We start from the raw sequence: 22937 nt of genomic DNA, 5'->3' as shown, positions 1-22937 counted from the left end.
CTCCTAAATGCTGTAGGTAGTGGAGGCTGTTGTCCCTCCATGGCCGGTCCAGTTCGTATGGAAGAATTTTCCTTCTGGTCCTTCAACCCGCTCATATGTATGGGCCCCAAAATAATCACGTTGGGCTTGCAGTAAATTTGCTGGGAGGTTGGCACTACGATAACTGTCAAACCAAGAAAGGGCTGCAGAGAGGGAAGGTGTGGGAATTCCGTTCAAGGCTGCCATGGCAACAACTTTACGCAGGCTTTCCTGATTATCCAGAAGAATTTCAGTGAAGTAGGGGTCAAGGATCAAATTGGGTAAATCAGGATTTGCCAAAAAGGCCTTGCTGATTTTATTGAGAAACGCTGAGCGAATGATGCAGCCACCACGCCAAAGGAGGGCGATATTGCCAAGATCAAGATCCCAGTCATTGGTTTTCCCTGCACTCTTGATAAGGGCAAACCCTTGGGCATACGAGACTATCTTGGCAGCATAGAGAGCTTTCTCGAGCATTCCTACAAAATCCTTTTGGTTGGCAACGGGAATATGTTCTGTAGGCGGAAATAATTTGCTTGCCTCAAGTCGCTCGTTTCTTTGGCTGCTGACACTACGGGCAAAGACCGATTCAACGATGAGCGTGAGAGGAATCCCTGCATTGAGAGCCGCGATTCCGGTCCATTTCCCTGTTCCCTTTTGTCCTGCGGAATCAAGAATATGGTCAACCAGGGGAGTCCCATCGGCATCGGTATACGTCATGATATCTTTGGTGATTTCTATGAGATACGAATCGAGCACTCCCTTGTTCCACTGTGAAAAAATCTCTCCCATGGCTGCAGGTTTAAGCTTTAAAAGCTTACGCATGATGTCATATATCTCACAAATAAGCTGCATATCGCCATATTCAATGCCGTTATGGACCATCTTTACAAAGTGACCAGCACCACCTTTCCCTATCCAGTTACAACACGGAGTGGAGTCGACCTGGGCTGCTATTGCCTGGAATATAGGCTTTATCTCAGGCCAAGCCTTCTCAGATCCTCCTGGCATTAAAGAAGGTCCTTTCAAGGCTCCTTCCTCTCCACCGGAAACTCCTGTACCAATATAGAGCAGTTGCTTGCTTTCGACATAATTCACTCGTCGTGCGGTATCTTCATAATTGGAATTCCCGCCATCAATGATAATATCTCCCTTCTCGAGAAGAGGTATCAGGGCTTCTATGGTTTCATCGACCGCTTGTCCTGCCTTTACCATCATCATGACCTTTCTGGGAGTTTGAAGGTTTTCAACCAATTCCTGCAAACTATAGGTACCAACTATCTTCTTTCCTTTTGCCCGACCCTGAATGAAGGAATCGACTTTGGAAGTTGTCCTATTAAAGACAGCTACACTGAATCCTTTGCTTTCTAGGTTGAGAACCAGATTTTCCCCCATTACGGCCAAGCCAATCAATCCTATTGATGATTTCATAATTTCTCCCATGTTACATTCGTCTTCTTGCAATTGCGGTACGCATTTTATTCAAGTTTTCGATTCCCTGATCTTTCATTTGTTCCAGTATTTTGACATAGAGCACATCAATGATCACCATGGAGACAGTCCTTGCAGAGAAGGATTCGGCAACCAAGGAATTTGTGCTGACAGTCACATTCAATATGGCATCACCCATTCGCGCAAGAGGCGATCGATTATCGCTGGTCAGTACCAATATCGGGCACCCATTGTTCCTGAATTCCTCAGCAAGAGATAGGGTATCGGTATCAACCCCAGTATGGGAGATGAGCAAAGCCACATCTTCGGGTCCTGCCTGGGAGGCCAACATCAATTGCATATGGAAATCTGAGGCATAATTGCAAGTCAGGCCCGTTCTGATCAACTTATGATATCCATCCAGGGCAATGCTGTTCGAACCTCCGAGTCCGGCAAGATAGAGCCTCTTGCTATGAGCAATCATTTTTGCTGCATGTTGTACTGCTACCCGATCAAGATGGCGATAGGTTGCCTCAATGGTTTTCTGGGCATTGGAGAATACTGTATCGATGGCATCTTCGCTGTCATTGACTTCTGTTTCAAAAATTTGGGCATTGGAAGGGATGGTTTCCCTTGCCAGGGCTATGCGAAAGCGTTGATATCCACTATATCCCAGTTTTTTGGCGAAACGAACCATGGTCGATTCACTGATTCCAATTTTGTCAGCCAATTCCTCGATACTGGGATTCACGGAATCCAGAGGATGTTCCAGGATGAAGTCCGCTATCTTGCGTTCCTTGGCACTGAGGCTCGTGTATTTGTTCTTGATGGTATAGATTGCACTGACCTCTGTCATGGTTTCTCCCTGTCTGTTCTTTTCTTAAGTATAATATGAAATAAATATTCAGGCAAATAGAAAAAAAATTCAGTTAGGTAAAACGCGAGCAGTAATATTAAGTGTCCACTTAAAAAAAGAAATGCTGAAGACAAAAAAGAATCCCATGGGAACCGTGTTATTTGAACTTTCCCCCGTGAATTGGAGAAATCCAAACATGGGGGATTGTTATGTCAAAGATCAGCAAAAAGACGAAACTCAAGGCCTTGAAGTTATTCAAGCAAGGATGCAAAGGCAAGGCCACCGCAAAGAGACTGGGTCTCAATCCGTCAAGCACCAGGCGGTGGTGCAAGCAATACGAAGGTGGAAACGAGAGCTGGGTGTACTGTACCTACGACCGTAGATACGAGGCCATGAACGAGCAAGTAAAGGAAGGGATTGTCCTCAAGTCGCTGTCCAAGGAAGAAACCAAATCTGGTCTTTGCCGCAAATACGCCTTGTCGATTAGTGTTCTGAATGTATGGATTCGGAACTATACTGAGTACGGGGTCTGCACGAGAAAGAAAGGCAGAAAGAGGAAAGGTGGACACAATGACGGAATTGGAACGGAAGAAGATGGAAGAGCTCGAGAAGCTCGTAAGGCAACAGCAGTCAGAGCTCAAGGGGATGCACGACGGGATTATCTTCTACAGGACGTACTTCCAAATCTGCGAGGCAGAGGAGACGGATCCGTCAAAAAAAAAGTTCTATCAGCAGTTGCTGAGGCACGGAAGCTCGGAGTCCCTGTGACCCGTTCGCTCAAGCTGGCAGGCATCTGCCCGAGCACCTACTATTACTGGGAACAACACAAGGATGATTCGGTCAACAATGATGTCTCCATAGCATCGCACATCAGGCAGATACAAGAAGAGACAAACTGGTCCTACGGGATTCCAAGGATGACGCAGGAACTGAAGGCGAGGTTCGGGTACGTGCAACTGAACCACAAGCGCGTCGAGCGGGTCATGAAGGAACATGCCCTGAACGCGAAGGTCCGCATCCGACGGTTTCCCAAGGGCTACTATCGGATACGGAAAGAAACTGCAAGGGAACTGCCACAAAACATACTGGCCAGGGACTTCTCGGCAGAGGGGCCCATGTGCAAGCTGGTGACCGACATCACGTACCTTCGTGTCGTGGGGGGCTGGTTGTTCCTGGCCGCGGTCAAGGATTTGTACGACAACGGGATCGTGAGTTATGTCATGGAGGAGCACCAGAGCCTCGCCATGGTCATCAAGGCCATCCAGCAACTGGTCGACAAGGGATTCGATCTCCATGGCGTCCTCATCCACTCGGACCGGGGATGGACCTACACGAACAGGGCCTATGTCGACTACCTTAGGGGTCTCGGTGTGGTGCAGAGCATGTCCCGCAGGGGAAACTGTTGGGACAACGCCTGCATCGAGAATTTCTTCGGCCTCATGAAGTGTGAGACCATCTACCAGAACAGAAAGAGACTGCTAACCAAGGAAGAGATGGAACAGCTGGTAAGGGAATACATCGCTTGGTACAATGACAAGCGAATACAAAAAAAACTAGGCTACCGGTCTCCGGTGCAATACCGTCAATCAGTAGCCTAGCTCTTGTTAGGCGGCAAATTATTTTATCAGGAAGACGGCCGAAAGTTGCAAAATGCTTTGGTAAGTGTAGCTTGAGCATGGTACATTAGTTGCACATTCTCCTATAAAGGAAAAGGAGAGGGCTTCCCGACCAAAGTTGTCCCTCTCCAGTTTGCAATAATGCTCTTAGAGATTGCCATTGAATTGGCGGAATTGCAAGTGGTCGAGGGCCAAGGACCTCCCAGCTCCCACTCTTTGGGTGTTTTCTTCTGCACTTTCTGTCGCACCAGGTTGCACGGCCACGGATGGAGAAAGCGCTATTTCATCACCGACAGTCTTGCCAGTCTCCAGCTGTGGATCCACCGCAAGCTTTGTCCTTGCTGCAGGAAGACCTATACCCTGCTGCCCCTGTGGGTCCATGCCTTCAAGTTATTCAGCCTGGAAACCATTTGTCGCATTCTTGCCTGCAGGATCGAGAAAGGACACTTCAGCACCATTATCGGCATATCCGGCTACCTGCAGCGCAGATGGTGGAAGGGATATTCGGACAGGAGCCGCTGCGAAAGCGACTTCCCGGATCATGATCAGCTGTTTCCCCACTTCAAGGCTGCCCTCAAGGGTTGTCTGACGGCCCCTCCTTCAGTAAGGATCGTGCAAGACCGGAGTATCTCCTTGATGGGTTTGCGGCTGCTCAACCCTTCCCACCAACGTTTGTATCTATATGTGCCGAGGTGCATCCCCTAGGCTTTCGGTATCTATTTCAGGAGGTACCTTACCTATGGACTCGCAAAAGAAGGAACAGATAGGCCTGTTCCGCTTCGGACTCATTTTCCCTCTGCTCGATGACCGTTCGCAGTATGGGGACATCACGCGCAGGATGAAGCAAATCTGCTCCAAGCTGTACGACATTCCCTATTCTGACAAGCGGACGGTGAGCATGCCCACCCTCTACAACTGGCTCAACGCTTACCGCAGGAACCGCAACATCGAGGATCTCTATCCCCGCGACCGCTCTGACAAGGGGTCACGCAGAAAGCTCAGCAGCGAAACAGAGCAGGCGCTTATACTGTTCCGCCGCCAGCATCCGGACATCAAAATCACGACCTTGGTGAGGATGGCCGAGAAGCAAGGCATCTTCCTGCCCTCGGAGGTTGTGGACATGACGCTCATCTACCGGGTGTTCCGCAACCAGGACACAAAAGGCAGGAATCCCAACGACAGGGACATGCGCCGGCTGGAGATGGAATACGTGAACCAGGTCTGGTATCTGGATGCGATGGTCGGGCCGAAGGTGCATGTCGGTCAGGGAAAGGAATGCAAGATCGTGACGGCCAAGCTTTTCGCCCTCATCGACGACAAGTCCCGTCTGGTGACCTACGCCCGTTTCTACCGGGATGAGACCAGCGACAGCTTGCTTGACTGCCTCTGGGGCGGCTTCAATGCCCGGGGACTGCCCCGCCAATGTCATACCGATAATGGGGCCGCCATGCGGGACGAGCGCATAAAACTTGGTTGTGCTTCCCTTGAGGTGAATTTTACACACTCAAGGCCATACACCCCCACAGGAAAGGCGAAGGTGGAACGACTGTTCTCGACGGTGAGGATGCAGTTCCTGCCCACCCTGGGCGACGAGCCGCTGGAACTGTACGAGTTGAACAAGCGGTGGATGGCCTATCTTGAGGAGTACAACGGCAGGTATCACTCCGGCATCGGGATGTCTCCCCTGCAATGCTACCTCTCCGAGGTCCAGGCTGTCAGGCCGGCCCCGCCGGACCTGCCCAGGCTGTTCAGGAAGCGCGAAATTCGGACGGTGGGCAAGGCCAGGACCGTAAGCCTCGACTCGGTGCTGCTCGAGGTCCCGCTGGGATATTCGGGCAGGAAGATCGAGCTTAGGTACAACACCACCAGCGATGTGGAAGCTTTTCATGAGGGGGTGAGCATCGGAATGCTCAAGCCGGTGGACTACCAGGCCAACTCACGGGCCCACAGGATGCAGGGGGTGCAGCTGTGAACACGGACATCCGCACCTTCTACGGGTTCAAGCAGATACCCTTCTCTCCGGAACTGAAGCCCCAGCAGATGTACCTGCTCTCCTCGATGGTGGAGATAAGCAACAAGATACAGTTCGCCATCCAGAACAGCATGTACTTCACCCTCATCGGTGATGTGGGGGCGGGAAAGTCGACGACGTTGCGTTACGTACTCTCCCAGCTGCCTGCCAAGAGCTACCAGGTCATCGACCTGGTAGGAGGGCAGTGGAGCTTCGTCGAGGTGCTCAGGCAGCTCATGGCATCGCTGGGGCTTTTCACCAGGACCAACCAGCCCTCCACCATGCTCAGGCAGATTCATGAGGCGCTGGACCTCATCTACAACGACGGGAAGCGGCCCGTCCTGGTCATCGATGAGTGCCATCACTTCACCGGTGATTTCTATGCCCAGCTCCACCTCATAAGCCAGCAGAACCTCGCCAAGGCAAATGTGATACCGATCGTCATGTGCGGGCAGGAAGGCCTGTTCGAGAAGCTGCGCAACCCGCAGGCACGCCCCCTGATGAGCAGGATCCTCGACGGATACAACCTTCGGAGCCTCACCCAGGATGAGTGCTTCGGATACATCGAGCACCACCTGAAGACCATCGGCGGCCGCGGTTCCGAGATATTCGACAAGCCTGCGCTGATAGCCGTCAGCCAGGTGTCGGCGGGTATCCCCAGGAACATCAATTCCGTATGTCTGTTGGCATTGCAGCACGGCATGGAACAGGGCCTGTTGACCATCCCGGCAGAGGTGATCAGGAAAGTGACCAGGAACTGGTGGGAATGAGAGCATAAGGAAAAACGACCATGGATCCAAATACACAAATCAAGGAAGAGAGACCGGTACCACTGGTTGTGCTCCACCACGAATTCACCGAAAGCTATTACCTGCATGTCATCAATCTATACAGAAGTCGAGTGGATGACGAAGCAATGCACCGCAGCATCTGTGAAAAAGCCAACGGCATAATGAGAAGGCAGGCTGTGTTCAGGGAGGACCTGGAGTACTGTTACGAGAACTGCATGATTGACGTTTTCGCAGATCCTGCACCTTTCTAGAATAGGTTTACGATTGTATTCAAGGACTGGCCTCTTCGGAGGCCTTTCGTTGCATAAGGAGCTCTAACCAAGCGTGCAACTTTCTTCTCAGCTGACCGTGCAAATACCGCTATAAAATAATATGCCACATAACACCATTCAGTTAGGTAAAATATGAATCATTGTGTGTAGGACTTTTGTAAGGAGCTGCTTTTCTTAAGGTTTCAACTTGATTTAATTGATGAGGAATGGACGAAACGAAATGGACCAGGACTACAGAATATCCTTGCATTGAAATTCCTTGTACCTCAGGTCTTTTTAAAGACTTTATTGGTATCTTGGTGCTTCTTGTTTCGTAATGAAACTGGTACTAGAATTTGGTGTTTTCTTGCTCTTCCATGTATATCGAAGGCGCCATTCCATAGTATTGCCTAAAGACCCTGGTAAAATAATTTCCGTCCAGGAACCCTGTCATCTCGGCAATTTCCTTGACGTTTCTATCTCCTTCGTCAAGCAATTGCTTTGCTTTTTCCATTCGTATCCTTGTTAGATACTCAACGAAAGGGGAGCCCAGATATACTTTGAATAACTGGCTGAAATACTTTGGATTGAGATTGATCATCTTCGATGCCATTTCAACCGATATTTGCATCGGGTAATGGGAATGCAAATATTGATCTACAAGTCTGAATGCCCGACTATATCGATCTTGTTTGTCTTCCAGGACAGCCTGACAAGTTGAGTCAAGTAAATCCATCAGATAGATTTCCTGTTCCATGACAGGTCTCTTTTCGGGTTTTCCCAATTGCAGGAAAGGAACTGATTTGTTCAGTTCATAGCAAAAGACCACCAAGAGCTCATATAACTCATTCAAGGCCAAGGTCGGATTGTCGTTGGTGGTATTTACCATATCAATGATCTCATGGGCTATCTCACGAGCCTTGCCCAATTCTCCTTGCAAGGTGTCTTGCAGCATTTCATCTGTTTTCTTTTGCAATGTCACGCTATCCTTGGGAATCTTGAGTATATCACTGAAGCGTTGGAACCGTACATGGAGCCGATAGGCATGGGAATAGGAAATGGACGCCGTGCTGATAGCCTGGGGAATCCCCGCAAGATCGGAGAAGAACATACCAGATCCTATATTCGAATAAGCCAGACTTTGGAAACCTGCCAGTTGTTCAACAATCTTGGACGGTTGATTGGTGAAGACCAGCACCGTGATGCGATCGATGGCAGGAAAATAGCAAAGTTGAAGCTTTGGTAGTCGTTGATTGTCCTGAAAAAACAATTTGATTGCTTTTTCTTCCATTCCACCGATTACCAAGGCAACTCCCTGCTCCGAGGAGATCCCCTGCATTGCAAAATATGATTTCAATGACTCAATCGGCAATTCTCCAAATTTCAAAGCTGCAAAGAACTCCCGGGAAAATAGATTGAGTACTTCCAGTATATCTCCTGAATGTTGTTCCCTTGCAAGTTTTCTCTCATCAAGTTGTGCAAGCAGGGAATCGAGGAGGTCATAAACCTCTTTTCGCTGTACTGGTTTTACCAAATATTCGCTGGCACCCAGACGGATTGCCTGTTGGGCAAATTCAAAGGAACTCCAGGCTGTCAGAAAAATGATCTGACAATCAGGAGCTATTTCTCGTATGTGTTTAGCGGCCTCGATGCCGTCCATTCCTGGCATCTTGATATCCAAAAAAGCTATATCAGGTTGGTATTGGGTAGCCAGACTGACTGCTTCCCTTCCGTTCTTGGCTTTGATGCATTGCAAGGGAAGTTTCGCACGGTTTACCAACAATTCAATGGCGTCGCATTCAAGTCGTTCGTCATCGGCAATCAGAAGTGTATACATCAGCCATTCCTTCTTGTTTTCAAGGGTAGGGTAATCTTGATGGAAGTTCCTCCATTTTCACTTATTCTTGAAATGGAAAGATTTGCTTTTCCCTTGTAATAAAGTTTGAGTCGGTCTCCGATATTCTTGATTCCTATATGCTGATTTCCATTGGGTTTTGGCTGGGTAAGTTTCTCGAGATCAATACCGATTCCTGAATCAATAATCGAAAGAACCAGTCGTTTTCCTTCCTTGATTACCGTAACGTCGACTCTTCCTCCTTCCTCTTTTGGTTCAAGACCATGAACCATTGCATTCTCGACAAAAGGTTGAATGATCAGGGGAGGTATTTTTACCTCATCATATTCAGGAGGGCAGGAAATGGAAAATTCAAGTCGTTCCCCAAAACGAAATTGCTGGATGGTCAGATACTGACGGACAAATTCCAGTTCGTCCTTGAGGAGCACGTCATCATGATATTCCAGGGTGTAGCGGAAGATGGAGGCTAGACTATCGATGAGATCAACAGTGGAATTGGCTTCTTCAAAGAGAGCGGTCCTGCTGATGATATTAAGGGTATTGAAAAGAAAATGCGGGTTGATTTGTGATTGCAAGGCTTTATACCTGGCTTTTTCCAATTCCCTGGTTGTTTTCATCTGCTCCAGTTCTTGGGAGTGTATCAGTTTCTCCAACTGGGCGTTTTGTTCGATCATATCCAGTCGCTCACGCAGGCTCTGCTTCATTTGGTTCAGGTTCTGTTCTAGATAAACCAATTCCTCGGGACCCTCAAGAGGAATTGGAGGGCCATCAAAATTACCATGGTAGATCTGGTCTGCGGTCTCGACCATGGTATTTACAGGACGTACCAGTCGCATGGTCATCTTGTAGACCAGGATGCTATACCCCAGGGCAATGAGAATAAAGAGGAATACGGAGAAAGTCCTGTATTGGGAAACCTGATTTTGGGCCTTTGCCATCCAGGTTGCATCGGCTTCCACCTCGAACGAAAGATATTTATTGAAAGAGTAATCCTGAAGATAGGGATATACCTTGTCACCTGTATAATAAATACTGAAATACTCCTTGGATTGAACCTGTGGATCCAGGTTTTCCATCTGTTCAAGGGAGTGCGAGATGAAGTCGAGCCCATTGTCCATTCCCCGGTAAAGGAAATAAAGTTTTGGATTTTCTTCGTAGGAGACTTTCAGTCGATACAAGGAAATATCGATTTCTCTGTTGAGTATGGCAAAATCCCCAAGGATTTTCTCTCGTTTTTCCCTACTGGAGGTTTCCCCAAATTGGTGATAGAGGGTTCTGCTTTCGATTAATTGATTGGTCAAGAGGTTGATTGCCTGATATTGGTTTGTCCTGGTTTGCATATCGCCAAGCAGGGAAAAAATGGAACTAAAAAGGATAATGACCAATATAAGGATAACGCAGAGCATGGCAAGATTATAGGAAAGCAGCCAACTTCTGAGTTTCCTTGGTTGTCGTTTTTGTCTTGGAGATCCCTGATTTTCCATTTCGCTTAAGTATAGCATGGCTTTGGAAGAATATGGGTAAGTGGATATGAAATGCAAGTGACACCGATGAACAATTTAGCTTACTGTTAATTTGTCAGACGTATAATACATTGATGATCAATCAAAATAGTTTTCCCTTTTTGGCCCAGACCAGTAGTACAAATAGAAAAAAAATGGTTATTTTTTCCATTTTTTCTGGCTTTGATTTAAAAAAATCATCCCTCATACTACTACTAAATCCAATATTTCGTTCCTTAAGGAGGAACTCATGAAGAAAGTATTATTAGCTGTTTTGTTGCTTTCCCTTCTCATGGCTCCCGTTTTTGCAAACGGTCAGACTGAAGGTACTGCTGCTGCTCCGAAGCAGGTTGTTCTCCGCTTGGCTGACAATCAGCCTCTTGGTTATCCTACCGTTCTCGGTGACGAGGCTTTTGCCCGTTTGGTCGGTGAATATTCCAATGACCGAATCAAAGTAGAAGTATATCCTCAGGCTCAGCTTGCTGACGAGAAGAGTGCTATCGAACAGGTTCAGTTCGGTGGAATTGACTTCACCCGTGTTTCCATTTCTCCCTTGGCTTCCTTCCAGCCTTTGCTCAATGCTCTCCAGATGCCGTATCTCTATAGGGATGCCGATCACATGTGGAAAGTACTCAATGGCGAAATTGGCCAGTACTTCCTTGATTCAATGAGTGACAAGGGCTTTGTCGGTCTCGTATATTACGATTCAGGTGCCCGTTCCTTCTATAACACCAAGAAACCTATCTATACTGTTGCCGACCTCAAGGGCATGAAGATTCGTGTTCAGGAATCTGCCTTGATGATGGGCTTGGTACAGGCTCTCGGTGCTGTTCCTACCCCGATGTCCTATGGTGATGTATACAGTGCTCTCCAGACTGGCGTTATCGACGGTGCAGAGAACAACTGGCCTTCCTATGATTCTTCCTCACATTATGAAGTTGCCAAGTTCTATTCAATTGATCAGCATACCAGGGTTCCTGAGATGATCATTGCTTCCAAGATCTCCATGGACAAGCTTTCTGCCGACGATCAGGCCATCATCAAGAAGGCTGCAAAAGAGTCACAGGCTGTTGAAGTGGCTGCATGGGCTGATTACGAGAAGAAATCTGAAGCCAAGGTTCGTGCCGCAGGTTGCCAGATCAATACCATCACCGATCAGGCTGAGTTTGCTTCCGCAATGGCTCCTCTCTATCAGAGTCAGCTGAATGCCGATCAACAAGCTTGGGTTGCCAAGATCAAGGCTGTAAAATAACTTTTGCATTGATTTGCATTGTAGGTGGGGTTTCCTTCGAAACCCCACGCTTTTTGATATTTATCCTACTGGAGGTATCCCATGGAGCAGTTCAAAAAAATACTTGACTCCGTTTTTGAATGGGTTCTCAAACTGGCCATGGTGTTGTTGCTCGCGATGGTTGTCATCGTATTCCTCAACGTGGTGTTGCGTTACGGTTTCAAGTCCGGCATCCATTGGTCCGAAGAGATTTCCCTGGTCATTGTCATTTGGTTTACGTTTATCGCCATGGCTCTTGGTGTAAAGGAAAACCTCCATATCAATGTGAATATTTTGCCGAGAAAGCTTCCCAAGAAGTTTTTTCTGGTTCTCGATGTAGCTAAGGATCTTCTGGAGATCCTCATAGGTTGCATCATGTTTTACTATGGTTGGAAACTGACGGTAAATGGTGCCAGATCATTTTTGCCTGCGACGCACATATCCAATGCAGTGAACTATCTTGTCCTGCCTGTTTCCGGTGTGTTTATCGTCGCCTATGCGATAGTCTACCTGTATGCAGACTTCAAGCAGTTCAAGGGAGGGGCAACCAAATGAATACAAGCCTAGCCTCGTTTATTCTGGTTGGTTCGTTTATTTTCATGCTTGTCATGAAATTTCCGATAACCTTTTCCCTGTTCTTGTCCTCTGTTTTCACTGCTATATTCTTGCATATACCAATGATGTCCATTGTCCAGAGACTGGTAAGCGGCGTGAATTCCTTTTCGTTGTTGGCCATCCCTTTCTTCATCCTATCCGGCGAGATCATGAGCCAGGGAGGAATCTCGAGAAGATTGGTGGGATTCGCCAATGCCCTTATCGGCCGTTTTCGTGGTGGTTTGGCCCAGGTCAACATCCTTGCCTCGATGTTCTTTGGAGGAATTTCAGGATCTGCAGTAGCAGATGTTTCCTCAATCGGGGCGATGCTCATTCCTATGATGATCGATGATGGGTATGATCCTGACTTTGCGGTTGCCGTTACGGTTACCTCTGCTTGTGAGGGAATCCTCATTCCCCCCAGTCACAATATGATTATCTTTGCCATGGCCGCAGGTGGTGGTGTGTCAGTCGGAAAATTATTCCTTGGCGGATTGCTTCCTGGAGTCGGACTTGGCCTGCTGTTGATGATTCCTACAGGTATCATTGCGTATAAACGCGGGTATCCCAAGGAAAAACCCTATGGTTGGAGAAAGACTCTCAAGATTGCACGTGATGCAATTTTTGGCCTTTTTACCATCATCATCATTATGGGTGGAGTCATATCAGGCGTCTTTACGGCAACAGAGTCGGCTGCAATTGCCGCAGTCTATTCATTCTTGATAACCTTTTTCGTATATCGGGAAATTCCGCTCAAACAGATGGGCTCAATTTTGAGAAACTCCCTGAAGACTCTGGCAATGGTGATGAGCTTGATCGCCGCGGCAAGTGCTTTTGGGTACCTGATGGCATTCTTGCGTATCCCCCAGGCTGTCACCAACGGGCTTCTTTCCATTACGGACAACAGGATAGTGTTGCTGTTGATGATCAATTTGATGTTGCTGGTCCTTGGTTGTATCATGGATATGGCCCCGCTTATTATCATAACGACCCCAATTTTGTATCCTGTCCTGGTCGGTCATCTGGGAATGGACCCTGTTCAGTTCGGTATCATGTTGATCCTGAACCTGGCCATAGGCCTGACGACCCCTCCTGTGGGTTCTGCCTTGTTCGTCGGTTGTTCCATCGGAAAAATATCGATCGAGAAGGCTACAAAGGCTGTTTTGCCGTTCTACATCATGATGGTTGCCGACCTTATGTTGGTTACCTTCTGGGCTCCTCTTTCAATGTTCCTGCCGTCTTTGATGGCTTGACCTCTTCTCGATATCCTTTAGGGTATCGGAGCAAGGCTGTAAGGACTCGGTGTTCAACCGAGGCTTTGCAGCCTTCTTTGTTGTTTGCCTTATCGGTAATTGTTCTCTATATTTGTATAGTAGTATGCAAAAATGGAGGCTACGATGACGTTTACCTATCATATACCTACGAAGATTCTCTTCGGAAATGGACAACTATCACATTTACATGAACAAAATCTGCCAGGGAAAAAGGCTCTTGTCGTTATTTCCTCGGGAAAATCCATCCGAGCAAATGGTTATTTACAGAGAGTGGAGAATGAATTGAAAATGGCAGGAATCGATTCTGTCGTATTTGATAAAATACTTGCCAATCCTGTCAAGCGACATATCAGTGAAGGCGCTGCTTTTGCCAAAGCACAAGGCTGCGACTTTGTCATAGGTCTTGGAGGCGGAAGTACCATAGATTCAGCAAAGGCCATTGCCATAATGGCTACCAACGATGGTGATTTCTGGGATTATATCGGTGCCGGAACCGGAGGCAAAAAAGCCATTCCCGTCTGGCCCCTGCCAATTGTGGCCATAACTACAACTGCCGGAACCGGTACCGAGGCTGACCCTTGGCTGGTGATTACCAAGGAAGATACCAACGAAAAGATTGGCTCTGGTTACTTGGGTACGTTTCCTGTTCTCAGCATTGTCGACCCTGAATTGATGGTTACTGTTCCTTCCCATCTTACTGCCTATCAAGGCTTTGATGCCCTGTTCCATAGCACGGAGGGGTATATCAATGTTACAGCCAACACCCTCAGCGATATGTATTCCCTTGAGGCTATCAAGCTTATTTCCAGAAGTCTGGCACTCGCAGTGAAAGACGGAAAAAATATAAAGGCCAGGGAGGATGTAGCCCTTGGCAATACCTTGGCCGGAATGGTTGAGTCAACTTCAGGATGTATTTCGGAACATAGTCTGGAGCATGCCATGAGTGCCTATCATCCCAAACTACCACATGGGGCAGGGTTGATCATGATTAGTCGCGAATATTATTCGCACCTTGCTTCGGTCCATGCCTGCGATCAGAGGATGATTGACATGGCCAAGGCAATGGGTATGTCTCAGGCCAACAAACCGATGGACTTTGTCGAAGCCTTGGTCAACCTGCAAAAAGCATGTCAGGTCGATGCTCTCAGGATGTCGGATTATCAGATAACCAAAGAGGAACTTCCTACAATGGTTACCAATGCCAGGGAGAATATGGGAGGCCTTTTCTCTGTAGATCCTACAGTCTTGTCAGATGAGGATTGCCTGAATATCTATACCCGTTCCTTTGCCTAGAAATACGGCAAATTCCGCACAGATTCCCTTGTCTCCTCAAAATGGAGATGGGGGAATTTTTTTGCTATTGGTAAAAGAAAGAAATTTTGCAATGGAACCACTTTTTTGTGATTTGTGTGAATTTGCACAAATATAATCTAAAAAACAAAATATGTTCGAATATACGCGTATAAATGTTAGATAACGACCAAATTAATTTCACATAATAGTCCAGAAGACTTGAATTCGCGAATTCTTGTTCAAAACATGAATTATTGACAATGGTAAAATATTTGATCCAAATCTTTGATAAAGTAAAACAATTTTTACAAAATTGGTCATATATTGATTTTTTCCAGTAATTATTACTGAAATTCATTCTGTTTGTTTCCATGTTGGGTTCGCCTCTTTCTATAAATCTCCCTTCAATTTTCGGCAAAATGCTTTCATTGACAGATGATCGTTCCTACGCAATAAGTTATAGGCATGGTGTGCGAAGTCGAACAAATTGGAGTGAGGCATTATGAATACTCGACAACAATTAATTCTAGAATTATTGGAACAGGATGGGTTTGTTTCTGTTACAGACCTGTCCAGTCGCCTTCAAGTTTCAGAGATGACAATCAGACGTGACCTTCAACCACTTGAGGAAAAACTTCTTATTCGAAGAGTTCATGGTGGTGCCATGGCAATTAATAAATGCATACAGGAACCTCAATTTGATTTGCGTGCTTCCAGTTCCCTGGAAGCAAAGCAGACAATAGCCCATCTTGCCGCTTCCCTTGTCAAGGAGGGAACCACCATTGCCCTTGATAGCGGAACTACTGCCTTGGCTTTGGTTCGAAGCCTGACGGACTATCAAGAACTGACAATCATTACCGCAAATCTTCGTGTAATGAATTTTTGCCTTAATCATAGCAATCTCAAGGTAATTGTGCCTGGTGGTGTATTGCGGCCTGGTGAGGGATCCTTGATTGGGAATTATACCCTTGAATTCTTGAAGAATATCCATGTTGATCAGTTCTTCATGGGGATTGGGGGTATCGACAGTAAAGTTGGAGTGACTGAATACAATGCCGAGGATGCGGCAGTGAAAAAGATTCTCGTAGAAAACTCGCACCAAGTAATTGCCTTGGCCGATTATTCGAAGTTCAACAAGATAACGTTTGCGAAAATATGTGATTTGGAAGTATTGGATATTGTTGTTACTGATGGGAAAGTACCGGAACCGCTTCGCGAATCCTTTCATCAACAAGGAATAACAGTAATTCAACCCAAATGATTGGCAATTGTGGAGGAAACATGAGTAAAGAATGGTTGAAAGAAGCATATGGGACAGCAAAACCCATTATTGCAATGTGTCATCTGGACGCTCTTCCCGGAGATCCCAAGTATGATACAGAAAAGGGAATGGGGTGGGTCATTGAAAGAGCCTTGAAGAATTTGCATGCACTGCAGGATGGGGGTGTCGATGCTGTCATGTTTTCCAATGAATTCAGTCTTCCCTATTTGACCAAAGTGGATGCCATTACCATTGCCGCAATGGCAAGGATAATTGGGGAGATCAGATCGGAGATTTCAATACCGTATGGAGTGAATGTGCTATGGGATGCAAAGGCAAGCGTTGAACTAGCCGTTGTTACCGGTGCAACCTTTGTACGGGAAATATTCAGTGGGGTCTATGCAAGCGATTTTGGTCTTTGGGATACCAACTACGGGAATGTTTCCCGCCGAAGGCATGATATTGGGGGAGACTCAGTAAAACTGATGTTCAATATTTATCCTGAAGCAAGTGTATATCTGGGAAACAGGGATTTGGTGGATATTGCAAAAACAACGGTTTTCAATGATCAACCGGATATTTTATGTGTTTCGGGAAGAACTGCCGGAGCTGAAACCTCTTCCGATTTACTTAGTCTGGTCGCCAACGCCGTTCCTGAAACCCCCGTTTTTGCAAATACCGGATGTACTGCGGATTCCATTGCATCAAAACTGGCGGTTGTTGATGGTGCCGTTGTTGGTTCGGCATTCAAGGTTGCCAATGATTTTTATGAAATGGTCGATAAGGAAAAAGTATTGAGATTCATGGATGCCGTCAGGGCATTTAGAAAATAAGGTCTTTAGGAGATGAGAAAATGAGAAAAAAGTTCTGTTTTATTGTCCTCATGGTTCTGTTGTTTTCTGTATCACTTTTCGCAAATGGCGCAAAAGAACCCTCTGAAGTGAAAAATGAAAAGACAACGGTTGCAGTTGTTCTTCCCAGTCCCCTTGGGGATCGTTCATTCTGTGACAGCGCCGCTATGGGGGTTGACCGGGCAAACAAGGAATTGCCGGTAAAAGTCGACCTGATCGAAACCCAAGGTGTCCATGAACATGAGACGGCCATGCGCAGTGTAATCAATAAAGGATATGACTTGATTCTTGGAGTTGGCCTGGATACTCAGATGATGCTTGACCTGGCAACAGAATATCCGGACCAGATGTTTGGATCTCCCAGTGAGTTATATGCAGATAAACTTCCGGCAAATCTTGCTTCCTTGTTGATCAATGTCAATAAATCGAGTTTTCTGGCTGGTGTCGCAAGTGGAATGCTGACCAAGACGAATAAAATCGGTGTTGTCTGTGGAGGGGATGCTCCTGGTATCAATCAATTCTACTATGGCTTTAAGCAAGGTGTTCTTGCAGTCAACCCTGACTGTAAAGTATATGTAAACTACCTTGGTTTTGATTTCTCCAATCCAACACTTGGAAAAGAGAGCGCCATTGCCCTATATGATGAAGGTTGTGATATTTTGTATCAGGTTTGTGGGCTTTCTGGTGAAGGAGTGCTTGCCGCTGCAGCTGAAAGACATTTATTTGCCATTGGTGTAGATAACGTTCAAGATGATTTCTATCCGGGGACTATCATTACCTCTGTAATCAAGAGGGTTGATAATAGCACCTTTGATTTGATTGATGAATATGTAAAAGGAACGTTTAAAGGTGGTTTCCGTACCCTTGATATGGAAGATGGGGCAACTGGACTTTCCTGGGATATGGGAGTGACTACCTTTGCAGATAATGGACCTGCCGATATGGTAGCTAAACTTCCGGAAATCCAGAAAACCATTGCTGACTATCGCTCAAAAATTCTCAGTGGAGAATATAAAGTATATGATGCCCTGAGTGAACCCTTATGGGATTCCCTGAAGTAAGCTTTTCCCGTACCAAAAGCCCCATTCCGATCTGTTTGGAATGGGGTTGTTTCAAGAGGGAGTTCGCATGAAAGAAGTCATTAGGTTTGAAAATATTGATCGGTTCTATTCCGAATCAAACGTACAGGCAAATAACAAGGTGAGTTTTTCTGTTACCCAAGGAGAGATCCATGCAATTTGCGGGGAAAATGGAGCAGGCAAATCTACCCTTATGAACATTTTGTTTGGTTTGGAACAGGCTGATAGTGGCAGTATGTACGTAAAAGGGATTCCTGTTAATTTCAAGAATCCTGCTGAGGCAATAGAGACAGGCATTGGAATGGTCCATCAGCATTTTATGGTGGTAAATTCCTTTACTGTAGCCCAGAATGTTCTCTTGGGAATGGAAACCAATACATATGGATTGCTCAATCATCGCAAGGAAGTTGCCTTTGTTTCGGATTTATCCAAGAAATACCATTTGCCTATAGATCCAAATGCAATAACCGAGACCTTGCCGGTTGGTTTATTGCAACGTTTGGAAATTCTCAAGATGCTTGCCAGAAATGTCAGTATTCTCATTCTTGATGAGCCCACCGCAGTTTTGACGCCTTCCGAAGTTCAGGAATTCTTGAAAACTCTTAGGATTTTGGCAAGAGAGGGAACCACAATACTCTTTATCAGTCACAAATTGCAGGAAGTCCTGGATGTTTCAGACAGAATTACCGTAATGAGAAAGGGCAGTGTGATCGGGACAAGGGAAACTAGGAAGACCACTCTTGCGGAACTTGCAAACATGATGGTGGGAAGAGATGTCATTTTTCAGGTTCCCCGAAAAGAAGCCCATGTAGGGGCTATCGTCCTTTCTGTTGAAAATCTTGGATATCGAAATGGTAACGGAATTACAAAACTTGATTCAGTCTCTTTGCATATCTGTGCCGGTGAAATCTATGGGTTGGCCGGAGTAACCGGAAATGGGCAGGATGCTTTGGTCTCCTGCATCTGTGGAATGGTACAACCAACCTCAGGCAACGTGTGTTTGCAGGGAAAGGACATTTCCCGGTTATCGGTACAAAGCAGACGGAAAGAGGGAATTGCCCATGTCCCGGAAGACCGGATTGCTATGGGATTGAGTCCTCAATCCTCGGTTTCCGACAATGTCCTGCTTGGTTTTCAGGATAGAAAAGAATTTCGAAAAGGGTGTTTGCTCAATCCTGAAGTTTGTGAAGACCATGCGCAAAAAATTATTGATTCCTATTCCATCGCCGGTGCAACTGTCGATGGCCCTGTTGTCAAATTAAGTGGTGGGAATATGCAGAAAGTGGTTTTGGGACGTGAGTTGGCCACGCATCCAAAATTGTTGATAGTCAATCAACCTACAAGAGGCCTTGATGTGGGAAGCATTGAGTTTGTCCATAGGATGATTGTCGAACAGAGGGATTCTGGAGTCGCCATACTCTTGGTTTCAGTAGAACTTGAAGAAATCCTGTCGTTGAGCGACCGGGTAGGGGTAATGTTTTCAGGAAGATTGCAAGGTGAATTGCAAGGCCCACAAATCAATGAAAATACTATTGGCCTACTCATGGTGGGAGGCGTACTCGCAAATGAAAAATAATAAAGGCCTCAGAAGTAATGTCTTTGTCTCAATCACTGCAATTCTGTTGGGAATTGTTGCCTCGTTTCTGTTGATTGCCTTGACAGGAATTTCACCATTGAAAGCTTTTGGAGTTTTGCTTTCCGGTGCATTCGGAACCTCTGGCCGCGTAAGTCCCTTTTTGATAACCCTCGGTCAATCAACGCCCTTGATTCTCACGGGGCTTGCTGCAATGTATGGTTTCCGGGTCGGGGTCTTTTGTATTGCCCAGGAAGGTCAATATGTTTTCGGGGCAGTCATGGCAGCTTGGTTAGGTGTTCAGTTGCATCTTCCGCCTTATATCGAGGTACCCTGCATCTTCATTGCATCAATTGCTGCCGGAGGATTGTATGGTTTGATACCTGGCTTGCTAAAGGTCAAGTTAGGTGTCAATGAAATCATTTCATCCATAATGTTGAATAATATCGCAACCTTGGCTTTGGAATACCTGGTTGCTTTTCCCCTGCGCTCTGATGCCGGACAAAAAGCGCAATCCGCAGTCCTGGATCAGGCGCTCTGGTTACCGCAATTCGTAAAAGGATCGAGGTGGGGAGTTTCCTTTGTCATCGCAATCACGTTGGTTTTTCTTTCCTATATTTATATTTGGAAGACTCCTGGGGGATATGAGATGCGGATGGTTGGCAAGGCTCCCCTGTTTGCAAAATATGGTGGCATAAAATCTGACAGGGTTGTTCTTCGAACCATGTTTATTGGAGGAGGAATTGCTGGCTTGGCGGGGTGTATGGAAATACTGGGTAACTATCATAGAATCATGACTGGGTTCTCTTCTGGGTTGGGTTTTGATGGATTGAGTGTTGCAATGCTTGGAGGTTCACATCCTTTTGGTGTTCTCTTGGTTGCCATTCTTCTTGCCGGAATTAGGCAAGGTGCTCAATTGGGATTGCAAATCAATCTGAAAATTCCGCGAGAATTGGGAGGTGTCCTCATTGCACTTATCATTTTCTTTGTCGCAACCGAGAATATCTATAGACCCATGGTAGAGAGAATATATGATAAGGTATTTAATTTTTTTCATCGATTGAAAAAAAACTCCATAGGGAATGAGGAGTCAGTGAAATGAATACTTTTTTTGATTTTTTCACCATCAATCTTCTCAGTAGTTCCCTGAGACTTGCAACTCCTGTAATCTTGGCTGCCCTTGCCGCTGCACTGTGCAATAGAGCCGGTGTCTTGAACCTTGCAATAGAAGGAGAGATGCTTTGGGGTTCTTTCATTGCTATTGTGGCAACCTATTTATTTCGGAACCATACGGTATTGGGGGTTATGCACCCCGTACTGGCAACCTACCTGGGCGTTTTTGTAGCAATGATTTTTGGGGCTATGATGGGATGGTTTTTTGCTTGGTTGCATACCCGGTTTCGAGTTGATTTGGTTATTTTGTCCATTGCGATCAACATGCTTGCAAGTGAAACAACTGTATACCTGATGAGGGTTCTTTTCCATCAGTCAGGTACTTGGTCTGATCCGAGTATTGTACAACTGCCTTCTTATTCCCTTCCCTTGATTTCAAGGATTCCGATGCTCGGAAAACTTTTTTCCGGGTACAATATTATTGTGTATGCAACGTGGGTGTTGGCCATTATCATGGTGATACTATTCAGCAAGACAAAATATGGAAGGTATCTCAAGGCAGTAGGGGAAAATCCAGAAGCAGCAAGATCTGTTGGAATATCCGTAAAAAAGGTTCAATATTCTGCCTTGATACTCAGTGGTTCCATGGCTTGTCTGGGCGGCGCCTTTCTTTCCGTAGGTCATTTGACCTTGTTTACACGGGATATGAGTAGTGGCAGAGGCTGGCTGGGAAATGCAGCTGCCCTATTTGGATTCAATAATCCTGGAGGATCTTTCTTTGCTGGCTTGTTCTTTGGAATTGCGGATGCAGTTGCCCTTCGGTTGCAAAACGTAACAAAGATTCCCCCCTATGTGATTCAGATCCTGCCATATTTCTTGACCCTGGTTATTCTTGGCTTGGTTTCTTATAAGGCAAAATTGCAGAAAAGCCGCAATTCACTTCACTAATGATTAAAAGAGGAGGGCGGTATGCCTGAAAAGATGATTCTTGAAGCAAAATATGTTTTGACAATGGATTCTGATTACCACATCTATAGTCCTGGCTTTGTAGTGGTTCAAGATGAACGAATACTTGCTGTTGGCGAAGGTTCCTATCCAGCCGAGCCTAGTGATGAAGTTGTACAATTGGGAAACAAGCTCCTTATGCCTGGTTTGGTAAATTGCCATAACCATACTCCAATGATTCTGACTAGGGGAATGTGCGAAGGGGTTTCTCTCTTTACCATGGATGGGTTTATCAATACGCTCAGGCGTTATGAATCCTTTGCCGATGAAAAAATGGCAAGTCTTACCACTCCCATTTCCTGTGCGGAAATGATCCGCACGGGAACCACGTGCTTTGCCGATCAATATTTTTACACGGACAAAATTTATGAACAAGTGAAGAAATCGGGCCTTCGTGGAGTTCTTGCCTATGGAATCGTTGAACTGGGCGATGCTGTCTCTCGTGAACGTGAACTTTCTCGGTGTGAATCCTTTCTTGAAATGGCACAAGGAAATACCCGTGTTTCCGGTTGGGTGGGGCCGCATGCCTTTTTTGTTGACAATAGTCTTGAGCTTATTCAACGCGAGATTGCCCTGGCCAAGAAGTACAATGCTGGATTTCATATTCATTTTGCCACCAGTAATGAGGAGAACGATTATTGCCTGCCTCATTTTGGTTGTTCTGCTGCCAAGAAGATGGAAGAGCTTGGGATTTTGGAAATACCTATCCTTGCTGCCCATTCCATTACCATCGACCAAGAGGATATTGAACTGCTTGCAAAGTATCCTTTTTACCCGGTCATGGCCCCCTCAGCGGCGATGAGAAGTGGTTTTCCTGCAGCTCCGGTCAAAGCTATGCGGTCAGCAGGCCTGAATGTCGTGTTGGGAACGGACAATGTCTGCAATAGCAATAGCTATGATATGTTCGGGGAAATGGGAACTGCCGGTAAACTGATCATCCACCGGGAACAAGATGTACAGGCAATCACGCCGAAGGATTTGGTAACCATGGCCACTTTGGGTGGGGCCAAGGCTCTTGGAAAAGGATCCGAGATTGGTTCTTTGGAAATGGGCAAGATGGCTGATATCATTGCCCTGGATACGAGCGATATTGGATGGGGACCTTTCTGTGGCCAAGATTTCTATACCCAATTGGTTTATTCAGTTTCCGGGATGAGTGTGACTCATACCATGGTTGACGGAGTTTGGCTGATGAAAGAAAAACTTCTCCAGACCCTTGATATGGAAGAGTGTTCAAAAAACCTTGAAATTGCAACCTCGACCCTGCTTGAAAGAATGGCCGACTAAATGTTA

At 46.2% G+C, this 22937-nt stretch carries 21 protein-coding genes; 16 read left to right on the top strand and 5 right to left on the bottom strand.

All coding sequences use genetic code 11. The features are described from left to right. Positions 1–3: 3 nt before the first annotated feature. Both gnd and ACHZBG_RS05170 read right to left on the bottom strand, forming a co-directional pair. Positions 4–1449 carry a decarboxylating NADP(+)-dependent phosphogluconate dehydrogenase gene (gnd, locus tag ACHZBG_RS05175; RefSeq protein ID WP_320128384.1) on the bottom strand — a complete coding sequence of 482 codons (1446 nt, stop codon included), beginning with the start codon at positions 1447–1449 and terminating at the stop codon, positions 4–6. 13 nt (positions 1450–1462) lie between these two features. Further along, entirely contained in the window at positions 1463–2305 is an 843-nt protein-coding gene (locus tag ACHZBG_RS05170; RefSeq protein ID WP_320128383.1) for a MurR/RpiR family transcriptional regulator, read from the bottom strand. A gap of 209 nt (positions 2306–2514) precedes the next feature. Between ACHZBG_RS05170 and ACHZBG_RS05165 the strand changes: the two genes are divergently transcribed. After that, on the top strand, positions 2515–3903 hold the full coding sequence (locus ACHZBG_RS05165; protein ID WP_320127752.1) for an IS3 family transposase: 1389 nt from the start codon (positions 2515–2517) through the stop codon (positions 3901–3903). A gap of 165 nt (positions 3904–4068) precedes the next feature. Here ACHZBG_RS05165 and ACHZBG_RS05160 read toward each other — a convergent pair whose 3' ends face one another. Further along, positions 4069–4302, bottom strand: a complete 234-nt coding sequence (locus ACHZBG_RS05160; protein ID WP_320128382.1) for a hypothetical protein — start codon at positions 4300–4302, stop codon at positions 4069–4071. On the opposite strand from ACHZBG_RS05160, the gene ACHZBG_RS05155 reads away from it, so the two are divergent. From ACHZBG_RS05155 to ACHZBG_RS05140, 4 genes are read left to right on the top strand one after another with little or no spacing between them, the layout of a single operon-like run. Beyond that, the gene (locus ACHZBG_RS05155) at positions 4207–4626 is read left to right on the top strand and encodes a hypothetical protein (protein WP_394699377.1); all 420 of its coding nucleotides are present in this window, start codon (positions 4207–4209) and stop codon (positions 4624–4626) included. The two genes, ACHZBG_RS05160 and ACHZBG_RS05155, sit on opposite strands and share 96 nt — an antisense overlap. A 34-nt stretch (positions 4627–4660) precedes the next feature. Continuing rightward, a complete protein-coding gene (locus ACHZBG_RS05150) occupies positions 4661–5893 on the top strand; it encodes a DDE-type integrase/transposase/recombinase (RefSeq protein ID WP_320128380.1) in 1233 nt (410 codons plus the stop codon). Further along, complete coding sequence (locus ACHZBG_RS05145; protein ID WP_320128379.1) at positions 5890–6702, top strand: AAA family ATPase; 813 nt, start codon at positions 5890–5892, stop codon at positions 6700–6702. The genes ACHZBG_RS05150 and ACHZBG_RS05145 overlap by 4 nt, the downstream gene beginning before the upstream one ends. Positions 6703–6722: 20 nt before the next feature. Continuing rightward, positions 6723–6974, top strand: coding sequence for a hypothetical protein (locus ACHZBG_RS05140; protein ID WP_320128378.1), 252 nt, complete (start codon positions 6723–6725; stop codon positions 6972–6974). 349 nt (positions 6975–7323) lie between these two features. On the opposite strand, the gene ACHZBG_RS05135 is transcribed toward ACHZBG_RS05140, so the two are convergent. Further along, positions 7324–8811, bottom strand: a complete 1488-nt coding sequence (locus ACHZBG_RS05135; RefSeq protein ID WP_320128377.1) for a response regulator — start codon at positions 8809–8811, stop codon at positions 7324–7326. Then, positions 8811–10331, bottom strand: coding sequence for a sensor histidine kinase (locus ACHZBG_RS05130; protein ID WP_320128376.1), 1521 nt, complete (start codon positions 10329–10331; stop codon positions 8811–8813). The genes ACHZBG_RS05135 and ACHZBG_RS05130 overlap by 1 nt, the downstream gene beginning before the upstream one ends. 250 nt (positions 10332–10581) lie before the next feature. Here ACHZBG_RS05130 and ACHZBG_RS05125 point away from each other — a divergent pair, with 250 nt between their 5' ends. The 11 genes from ACHZBG_RS05125 (at position 10582) to ACHZBG_RS05075 (ending at position 22931) form a co-directional block, all read left to right on the top strand. Further along, a complete protein-coding gene (locus ACHZBG_RS05125; protein WP_320128375.1) occupies positions 10582–11583 on the top strand; it encodes a TRAP transporter substrate-binding protein in 1002 nt (333 codons plus the stop codon). Between the two features lie 81 nt (positions 11584–11664). After that, on the top strand, positions 11665–12156 hold the full coding sequence (locus tag ACHZBG_RS05120; RefSeq protein ID WP_320128374.1) for a TRAP transporter small permease: 492 nt from the start codon (positions 11665–11667) through the stop codon (positions 12154–12156). Then, positions 12153–13448 (top strand): TRAP transporter large permease, encoded by a 1296-nt coding sequence (locus tag ACHZBG_RS05115; RefSeq protein WP_320128373.1) that lies wholly within the window; start codon positions 12153–12155, stop codon positions 13446–13448. Before ACHZBG_RS05120 ends, ACHZBG_RS05115 begins: the two co-directional genes overlap by 4 nt. A 144-nt stretch (positions 13449–13592) precedes the next feature. After that, a complete protein-coding gene (locus ACHZBG_RS05110; RefSeq protein WP_320128372.1) occupies positions 13593–14762 on the top strand; it encodes an iron-containing alcohol dehydrogenase in 1170 nt (389 codons plus the stop codon). A gap of 502 nt (positions 14763–15264) precedes the next feature. Beyond that, on the top strand, positions 15265–16023 hold the full coding sequence (locus tag ACHZBG_RS05105; protein ID WP_320128371.1) for a DeoR/GlpR family DNA-binding transcription regulator: 759 nt from the start codon (positions 15265–15267) through the stop codon (positions 16021–16023). 20 nt (positions 16024–16043) lie between these two features. Beyond that, on the top strand, positions 16044–16856 hold the full coding sequence (locus ACHZBG_RS05100) for a BtpA/SgcQ family protein (protein ID WP_320128370.1): 813 nt from the start codon (positions 16044–16046) through the stop codon (positions 16854–16856). A gap of 20 nt (positions 16857–16876) precedes the next feature. Then, entirely contained in the window at positions 16877–17935 is a 1059-nt protein-coding gene (locus ACHZBG_RS05095) for a BMP family ABC transporter substrate-binding protein (RefSeq protein ID WP_320128369.1), read from the top strand. A 67-nt stretch (positions 17936–18002) separates the two neighbouring features. Further along, positions 18003–19529, top strand: coding sequence for an ABC transporter ATP-binding protein (locus ACHZBG_RS05090; RefSeq protein ID WP_320128368.1), 1527 nt, complete (start codon positions 18003–18005; stop codon positions 19527–19529). Continuing rightward, a complete protein-coding gene (locus tag ACHZBG_RS05085; RefSeq protein ID WP_320128367.1) occupies positions 19519–20628 on the top strand; it encodes an ABC transporter permease in 1110 nt (369 codons plus the stop codon). The genes ACHZBG_RS05090 and ACHZBG_RS05085 overlap by 11 nt, the downstream gene beginning before the upstream one ends. Then, positions 20625–21587: an ABC transporter permease gene (locus tag ACHZBG_RS05080; RefSeq protein ID WP_320128366.1), complete on the top strand. Its 963-nt coding sequence runs from the start codon at positions 20625–20627 to the stop codon at positions 21585–21587. The genes ACHZBG_RS05085 and ACHZBG_RS05080 overlap by 4 nt, the downstream gene beginning before the upstream one ends. A 21-nt stretch (positions 21588–21608) precedes the next feature. Further along, entirely contained in the window at positions 21609–22931 is a 1323-nt protein-coding gene (locus ACHZBG_RS05075; protein WP_320128365.1) for an amidohydrolase family protein, read from the top strand. Positions 22932–22937: the final 6 nt, after the last annotated feature.

It is taken from the genome of uncultured Sphaerochaeta sp. (genome assembly GCF_963676625.2).
GTDB lineage: Bacteria > Spirochaetota > Spirochaetia > Sphaerochaetales > Sphaerochaetaceae > Sphaerochaeta.
Note: the sequence above shows the minus strand (reverse complement) of the source record. Positions and strands in the feature narration are given on the sequence as shown.